Annotated in this window: 8 protein-coding genes; all 8 read right to left on the bottom strand. The window is 59.6% G+C overall.

Going from position 1 to position 6657, the window contains the following annotated elements:
- Positions 1 to 803, bottom strand: an 803-nt coding sequence (gene catA / locus OJHNALOF_RS01440) for a catechol 1,2-dioxygenase (protein ID WP_165660933.1), incomplete at its 3' end; no start/stop codon positions are given.
- A 56-nt stretch (positions 804 to 859) separates the two neighbouring features.
- Complete coding sequence (catC, locus tag OJHNALOF_RS01435) at positions 860 to 1150, bottom strand: muconolactone Delta-isomerase (protein WP_094201632.1); 291 nt, start codon at positions 1148 to 1150, stop codon at positions 860 to 862.
- 13 nt (positions 1151 to 1163) lie between these two features.
- Positions 1164 to 2303 (bottom strand): muconate/chloromuconate family cycloisomerase, encoded by a 1140-nt coding sequence (locus OJHNALOF_RS01430; RefSeq protein ID WP_165660932.1) that lies wholly within the window; start codon positions 2301 to 2303, stop codon positions 1164 to 1166.
- A gap of 53 nt (positions 2304 to 2356) precedes the next feature.
- Positions 2357 to 3418, bottom strand: a complete 1062-nt coding sequence (locus tag OJHNALOF_RS01425) for an NADH:ubiquinone reductase (Na(+)-transporting) subunit F (protein WP_165660931.1) — start codon at positions 3416 to 3418, stop codon at positions 2357 to 2359.
- A gap of 9 nt (positions 3419 to 3427) precedes the next feature.
- Entirely contained in the window at positions 3428 to 3790 is a 363-nt protein-coding gene (locus tag OJHNALOF_RS01420; RefSeq protein WP_165660930.1) for a phenol hydroxylase subunit P4, read from the bottom strand.
- Positions 3791 to 3847: 57 nt separating this feature from the next.
- Positions 3848 to 5353 (bottom strand): aromatic/alkene/methane monooxygenase hydroxylase/oxygenase subunit alpha, encoded by a 1506-nt coding sequence (locus OJHNALOF_RS01415; protein WP_094202165.1) that lies wholly within the window; start codon positions 5351 to 5353, stop codon positions 3848 to 3850.
- A 14-nt stretch (positions 5354 to 5367) separates the two neighbouring features.
- A complete protein-coding gene (locus tag OJHNALOF_RS01410; RefSeq protein ID WP_165660929.1) occupies positions 5368 to 5637 on the bottom strand; it encodes an MmoB/DmpM family protein in 270 nt (89 codons plus the stop codon).
- Between the two features lie 12 nt (positions 5638 to 5649).
- Entirely contained in the window at positions 5650 to 6639 is a 990-nt protein-coding gene (locus OJHNALOF_RS01405) for an aromatic/alkene monooxygenase hydroxylase subunit beta (RefSeq protein ID WP_165660928.1), read from the bottom strand.
- Between the last annotated feature and the right edge of the window lie 18 nt (positions 6640 to 6657).

The following is a 6657-nucleotide window of genomic DNA, read 5'->3' as shown; positions in this document are numbered from 1 at the left end:
GCGTCGTCGATGCGCACGGCGTCGCACACCAGCTCTTCACGGGTGGCAAAGGCGAAGTCGTCGTAGGTGTATTCGTCACCGGCCAGGTTGATCTGGGTGGTCAGGTGCTTGTAGCCCGGCTTGGACACGAAGTAGTGAATGTGGGCCGGGCGGCGGCCGTGGCGGCCCAGCTGGTTCAGCAACGCCTGGGTGGCGCCCTCGGGCGGGCAGCCGTAACCGGACGGAATGATGCTTTGCGCGGTATAGCGGCCATCGGCGTCGGTGCGAATGCTGCGGCGCAGGTTGTATTCGCTCTGGGACGGGTCGAAGTAGGAGTAGCCCCCCTTGAGATCGGCGTGCCAGATCTCCACCAGGGTGTTGGGCAGGGGCTGGCCGTCCTGGTCGGTGACCACGCCGGTCAGGATCATGGTGTCGCCGTCCTGAGTGCCGTCGTCCATGCGGGCGAAGCCCGCGGACTCCGGGGCGCCGGCCACATACAGCGGGCCTTCAATGGTGCGCGGGGTACCGCCGGCCAGGCCGGCCTGTTCGTCGGCGGCGTCCATGCGAATGTCCAGGTATTTGTCCATGCCCAGGCCGGGAGCGAGCAGGGCGGCTTCGCCGTTTTTGCCCAGGTCGTTGATGTAGTAAACGGCGCTCCAGAATTCTTCCGGGGTGATGTCCAGGTCTTCGATGAGCTGGAAGACGTCGCGCATCACGCGGTGCACGATGGTCTTGACCCGCTCGTTGCCACCGGCCTGGTTCAGACCGGCGACTTTTTCCAGCAGCTCTTTTACCTCGGGGGTATGGGTGGTTTTCACAGACATGATATTGCTCCTTGCATCTTTTTTATGATTTGGTCGTAGGGGGGGACGAACGTCGGTTAACGGTCATCCTGATGAATGGAGGACGGGTGCCGGCACAGGGGCGCCACCTGAATGTCCATGTAGGGAAACAGTGGCAGGTTGCTGATTAGATCCTGCAATTCGGCGTTGTCGGCCACATCAAAAATGCTGACGTTGGCGTAGCTGCCGGCCACCCGCCACAGGTGGCGCCACTTGCCCTGGGTCTGCAGCTCCTGGGCATAGGCCTTCTCCCGGGCCTTGATCTCGGCGGCTACCTCGGCCGGCATGTCGTGGGGCAGATTGACCTTCATCTCGACTTTAAACAGCATGGTTGTCTTCCTGTTACGCGTGGGGGGCGAGTGATGACTTGCGGCGGTATTCGGCCAGCTTGTCTTCGTTGAGGGTGACGCCCAGGCCCGGCCCGGCGGGCAGGGTGACGCCGTGATGGTGGAAGTGCAGCGGCGTCTCCACGATGTCGTCCTTCAGCAGCAGCGGGCCGAACATTTCGGTGCCCCAGTGCAGGGTGTCCAGGGTGGACCAGGCGTGCAGGGCGGCGACGGTGCCGATGGTGCCTTCCAGCAGGGTGCCGCCATAGAGGCCGATGCCGGCGGCGCTGGCCACATTGGCCACCTTCAGCGCCTGCAGCGGGCCACCGGCCTTGGCGATCTTGAGCGCCACCGCGCCGGCAAAGCCGGCCGAGGCCAGGGTGAACATGTCGGTGGCGTCGGCCACGGTTTCATCCGCCAGAATGGGCAGGTGAAACTTCTGCGACAGCCGCACCAGGGCGGCGTGTTCCTTCATGGGGGTGGGCTGCTCGACCAGATCGATGCCGGCGGCCTGCAGCTCGGCCATGCCTTTGGCGGCGGTGCTTTCATCCCAGGCCTGGTTCACATCCACCCGCACGCTGGCGCGGTCGCCCACGGCGGCCTTGATGGCGGCCACATGGCGCACGTCGTCCATCAGCGCGCGGCTGCCGATTTTGAGTTTGAAGTCGCAGTGGCGTTGCTCGGCGAGCAGGCGCCTGGCTTCGTCGATGTCGGTCTGCGTGTCGCCGCTGGCCAGGGTCCAGAGCACCGGAATGTGCTGGTGCACGGCGCCGCCCAGCAGCTGATGCAGGGGCTGGTTGAGGCGCTTGCCCATGAGGTCGAGCAGGGCGGTTTCAATGGCGGACTTGGCCAGGTTGTTGCCGCGGGTGGCGCGGTTGAGCCTTACCCTGAGGGTATTGATGGCCTCGGCGGGCTGGTTCAGCAGCAGGGGCGAGAAGTAGGTGTCGATGGTCAGCTTGACGCTTTCGGGGCTTTCCGGGCCGTAGGCGAGGCCGCCGATGGTGGTGGCCTCGCCGAGGCCTTCCAGGCCGTCGCTGTCTTTGATGCGCACGATGACCATGGTCTGAACGCCCATGGTGGTCATGGAAAGCTTGTGCGGACGTATGGTCGGAATGTCGACCAGAATCGCTTCAATGGACTGAATGGTTGCTGCCATGTCACTTCCCGATATTTCTTGTTCACCATTTAAGTTCTGCATCGCCAACCTTCCTATATGCGCTTGAACAGGGCCGAGCGGTGTTGCTCCTGAGCGCCATCGGCCGCGGTAACAAACCTTTCCATATGGATATCCCGTTCGAACAACCGGCTGTGCATCAGCGTGGTGATGGCGGCATCGATCATTGGTGGCGGGCCACAGAGGTAGGCCTTGTTGCCGGCGCAGCGCTCCTCGAAGTAATCGGCCACCGCCTCGTGCACGAATCCGGTAAAGCCCTGCCAGTCATCTTCCGGCAGCGGCGCGTTCAGTGCCGGGACATAGTGAAAGTTGTCATGCTCGACGGCCAGTTGCTCAAACAACTCACGGTTATAAAGCTCGGCCAGGTTACGTGCGCCCTGAAACAGATAGATGGGACGGCCGTCGCCTTCGGCCAGCATATCCAGGATCATCGACTGGGGGCTGGACAGGCCCGAACCACCGGCGATAAAAATGGCGCCCTGCTCATCGCTCTTGCGAACAAAAAACTGGCCGTAGGGGCCGGACAATTCGAGCCGGTCGCCGACCTTCAGCGCCTCATGCAGCCAGGTCGTGGCCTTGCCTCCTTCGACCTTGCGTACGTGCAGTTCGATTTCCTGCGAAGAAGAGGGCGGGTTGGCCAGGGAGAAGGCGCGGCTGCCAGCCACGCCGGGCACATGCAGGTTGATGTACTGGCCGGCCTGAAACTCCATATTCCGATCCAGCCTGATGCGAAGGCCGCGAATGGTGGGAGACAGGGCGATGATCTCGGTGACGGTGCCGCTGTAATCCTGCACCGGGTAACCGGCGAAATCCGGGTCGACATCGATATCGGCCTCGATCACCAGGTCAGATTCTGGCATGCAGCAACAAGCCAGCACCTTGCCTTCTTCCCGCTCCACATCCATCAGGGCAAAGGGGGATGCCTCACCCACATCGGCAAAGCCATCGGTGACCTGCACCTTGCAGGTGCCACAGGTGCCGTGGCCGCAGGCGAAGGGCAGCCACACACCCTGGCGCAGGGCGGCATCCAGTATGGTCTGCCCTTCTTCCACCTCGATCACATCGCCGGTGGGCTCAATGGTGACTTCGTAGCTCATAAATCCTCCTTACACGCCCGTGCCTTTGTAACCGTTCAGACCCGGAGTCCTGAAACGCAGCAACGATTTGTGATCGAAGCCCAGTTGCTCCAGCGTGTGCTCACGAGACGGTGACAGCGGCTTGCCGTTGAGGATCCACTGCACGCTGGCCCAGTCGATGTGTTTGAAGTCGGGATGCTGGTTGAACCCTTCATTGAGGGGGGTGTCCTGCAGCTCGCCAAACCGCATGGTCGGAGGCAGCAGGAAGGTCTTGGCAGAGCAGAACAGCAGGTGCTCGTCCCATCCGATATACACCAGGATATTCCCGCCAAAGTTGGCTTTGGCATCCCTGACTTCGCCCTTGTAGTCTTTGTTGAGCGCGATAACCGGCATGATGTGTTTCTCCTTGATATCGGGGGCCTTATTCGCCCCCAGTTAAGATGGATGGGGTCAGGCCATTCCTTTCCATTGATTCCAGCGCTGTTCGTCCGGTGAGCCTTTGAAGTCCATGTTGTCGGCACCGACGTTCATGCGGTAATACTCGCTGAGTACTTTTTCCAGCTCGGGACCGCCACAATTGCCCTGCAGGATCTGGTGTACCGGCAGCCAGGCCTGAGCGTATTTTTCCGGCTCGTCACAGAAAATGTCGTGGCAGCCATCGGAGCACATGTGGTAGCGCTCACCCTGGTGCATGGCCTCCCGGTAGCTGATCTGGCCCGGGTCCTTGTCCATCTCGGTAAAGGTCATGGGTACCTGGCAGACCTGACAGAGCTGGGGCAGGCCGGCGCTGTAAAAGCGCTTGCCTTCCGCTTCCATTTTTTTGGCCAGCTCCCAGCGGGGGCGATAATATTTGTCGAAGGTGTCGGGGTACTTTTCACTCAGCCAGTCCAGCTCCTCGTCGCTGGGGATCCAGGTATGGAAGCCGGCGGCATGACCGAAGTTGTAGAAGATCCACCAGGCCTGGTGCGACACGTGTTCCTTTTCTTTTTCGATGACTTCGCTGTATTTCGGCATGCGGATACCGTAGCGGGCCAAATCCTTGAACAGGGCACCACCGGCCTCCTCGAAATACATTTCCCAGGCTTCCTTCCAGGACATCACCTTGTTGGGCAACATGTAATCCATCATCATGCCGACGATGGACAGCAAGCGGGTGCCACGCCAGAACCACTTGTCGATCCATTTTTGTACTATCGGCAGGTTGTCTTCGTGCTGCTCCAGCAGGAACTTGATGATCTCCAGGCCCAGCGTCATGTGACGGGCTTCGTCGGATTGAGCGCTGAACCCGAAGGTAACGGTGGCCATGTCGCCGTTGTGGGCGGCGCCGGACATAAAGGGTACAAACAGCAGGTTGGTCAGCACATATTCAAAGGAGAAGCTGATGGCCAGCAGGAATTCGAAGGGGCCGGCACTGCGGGCGTCTTCAAAGAAGGACTTGGGCACCGACAGGTACCAGACCCTGTCATGCATGTGGCTCCAGTCCTGAAAGCCGTCAAAATGTTTGTTGTAGTGGCTCATGGCGTGGATCTGGGTCTGCACATGGCGCAGTTCATCAATGGCCTGCATTTGTGACGCGATACGCGCGCCAATGCCACCGAATTGCCGGCCCACGTGGGCGTATCCCTGATAAGCCTGATATTCCAGCGGCGTAACGGCCGTCAGAAACAGTTTGATGGCGTTGACATAGCGCGGATCGGAGACGTTAAGCTGACCGTTGTTCTGGGCAAATGCATCGAAAATGGCGTAGAGCTTCTTTTCTTTTTCGGACTGGTATTTCCAGTAGGCATCCATGGTCAGGCGAAAGGGGTCTTCCCATTTTGACCAGTCGGTGATTTTGATGCCTTCGAATTCTTCGAACGGAAAGGCGTCCTTGCGATCCTGGTAGGAGAACTCCCAGTCCAGATCGCGGGTCAGCAGCCGGTATTTATCCTTGATGTTCAGTTTCTTAGCAGCCATGAGTTACTCCTTGCTCAGCCTTTCCAGCACAATGTGAGTTGGTCTTCGTCTTCATCCACGTTGCCGCCCAGGGTGATCAGGTTGAGGTGCAGTTCCTGCACGTCCCAGTCGCGGCCCAGCTTGTCTTCGACGGTTTCACGCCGGATCACCAGCTGATCTTCGTTTTCTATGCGGATCATCGCCGGCATGTGCTGAATGCTGGCACTCGGGTTATCTTCTTCGATGGCCTCGACGATATAGCGGGAGACGTCGTTGTCTTGCAGGGCCAGATACACTTTTGACATGTGATGGTTTCCTTATTTCTTGCTGATGCCAGCCTTGGCGATACGTGTGTCGAGAGCGATCAGCGCTTCCTGCAGGGCATCATCACCCAGTATGTCCCGCACCAGCGGAGACAGGGCGTCGGCAGCCTTGCCACGCCATTTTTCGGTCCATTGCAGCAACTGCTGTCGATTAGCCTCGCTCTCATTGGCCGCAACCTTGAAGACGCTGTCGCTCCAGCGGCCAAGATCCTTATGACATTCCTGCATGAACTCGGTCAGCAGGCCGAGATCACGGCCATCATTGGTGACTAGCCAGGCATCAAGCTGGCGATAGATGACATCATGGAGCAGGGTGTCCAGCACCAGGCTTTGAGCGGTAAAGAGCTCAAACCAGTCTTTGGTGACCAGGGTTTCTTCGCACAGGGCCCGCAGGCCCTGCCAGGCAGGATCCGTCATCCAGTACTCTTTGGCCTGGGCCAGGGCCTCGGCACTGTTGCCATCAAGCAACAGCCCGATGCGGGAGAGATACTGGGCCATGCCCAGCCTGTCCATGCCGGCAAACAGCTGGGCCTGGGTGAGGGCGGTGCCATAGCCGTAGTCGGCGGCAAACATATGATTCAGGTTGGCGGTTTGCTCTACATGACGCAGGGGCAGCAGAAAGCGGGTGACACAGGCTTTCAGTTCATCGCTCAGCTTGGCGGCCAGGTCGCGTTTTTCAAAGAAGGCATAGTTGTTCTCGGCGCCTTCCTGCATGCGGGCCCGATGCTGCACATAGGCGCCGTAGTAGAACTGACGCGGATCGCGGAAGCTGTACCAGTCGGCCATTTCAATGACGGTACGGCTCTTGTCGTTAAGCTGCTTTTCCTGCTCCCATAGCGGGCGGTAATGAAAGTTGGCTTCGCCCTGTACGTCGTAGGTGGCTTCCTGATATCGGCTGGCCGGTTTTTCGCCAAAACGACGGCTGATATTGGCAAAGGTCTGGCGGATCGGTTCTATCCCCGCAGTTTTAATTTCCAGAGTCATTTTGCTTCCTCTTTCCTG

The sequence above is a fragment of the Oceanimonas sp. MB9 genome (genome assembly GCF_011319775.1).
Taxonomy (GTDB): Bacteria; Pseudomonadota; Gammaproteobacteria; order Enterobacterales; family Aeromonadaceae; genus Oceanimonas; species Oceanimonas doudoroffii.
Note: the sequence above shows the minus strand (reverse complement) of the source record. Positions and strands in the feature narration are given on the sequence as shown.